General features: G+C 52.5%; 1 protein-coding gene and 1 pseudogene. One reads left to right on the top strand and one right to left on the bottom strand.

Annotated features, from left to right (window positions below; translation table 11 throughout):
* A pseudogene (locus tag ADK28_RS32320) lies at positions 1-345 on the bottom strand (hypothetical protein); the annotation flags it as partial.
* A gap of 294 nt (positions 346-639) precedes the next feature.
* On the opposite strand from ADK28_RS32320, the gene ADK28_RS27345 reads away from it, so the two are divergent.
* A partial coding sequence (locus ADK28_RS27345) for a YagK/YfjJ domain-containing protein (protein ID WP_048797200.1) occupies positions 640-971 on the top strand: 332 nt, incomplete at its 3' end.

The raw sequence follows: 971 nt of genomic DNA, 5'->3' as shown, positions 1-971 counted from the left end.
GCGTCGTTCCAGCATTTCAGCCAGTTGTATGCTCATGGCGCTGATAGTGTCATTCAGAGCCGTAAGCTCCTGATGATCGGCCCGCAGTTGTGCAAAGCGCTTATCGGTGCCAAAGCTACCGGCATGAATAATCTGCTCAATCAGTATCCAGAACTGTTGCCTGGAGAGGTTACTGGACGCTATCTCCCTGTACACCAATGCCATCTCATCATGACGTTCAATCAGCCGATTAAAAACAGGCCAGGTTGAAGGCCAGGATGGCGGAACGGTCTTTTGCCAGTTGTGAAGTTTCTCTTCCAGCAGTGCCAGTGCGATCGCCGGTGCTTCATCAACGTCAATAATCATCGTTATTTCCTCTGGTTTTCATCTGCTGATTGCCATTATTCACGAATGTCCCTTATGTGTCGGTAACGGGAGGGGCGTTTTTATACAGCTTTCGGGGTACTTCGTTGTTTCTGACTTATCCCCGTGATTTCAGCAACGGCGGCATCTGCTGCTTTGCCTGATGCATTGGCAAACGAAACATTTCACTGACGCCCCGGAGAACGCCAGTGGCGTTGTTACTGTACTGACGGCTGAAAGTACTTTTTTACAGCACCGGTAATGGTTATGAACNATAACCCACCGGAGTCCATTTCAATGAGTTACACCTACCATCCTTACTGGCAGCAACGTATTACAGAGACCTTTAACTGTGCGCTGAGCGCCTATACCCGCGTATTGGCCCTGCGCGTTGACCTCCGTCTACCGGATACAGCAGCCGCTACCGACGCCGCCGTGATATCCCGTTTTATCGACGCCCTGAAAGCCCGCATTGCTGCCCTTCAGACGCGTCAGCGTCGCGAGGGCAAACGCGTCTGGCCGACCACGCTGCGTTTTGTCTGGGCACGAGAGTTTGGTGAAATCAAAGGGAAGAAGCATTACCACGCGGTGCTGTTGCTGAACCGCGATACCTGGTGCGGACCGGGGGA

The sequence above is a fragment of the Serratia sp. 506_PEND genome (genome assembly GCF_001076875.1).
GTDB classification, from domain to species: domain Bacteria; phylum Pseudomonadota; class Gammaproteobacteria; order Enterobacterales; family Enterobacteriaceae; genus Serratia; species Serratia marcescens.
Note: the sequence above shows the minus strand (reverse complement) of the source record. Positions and strands in the feature narration are given on the sequence as shown.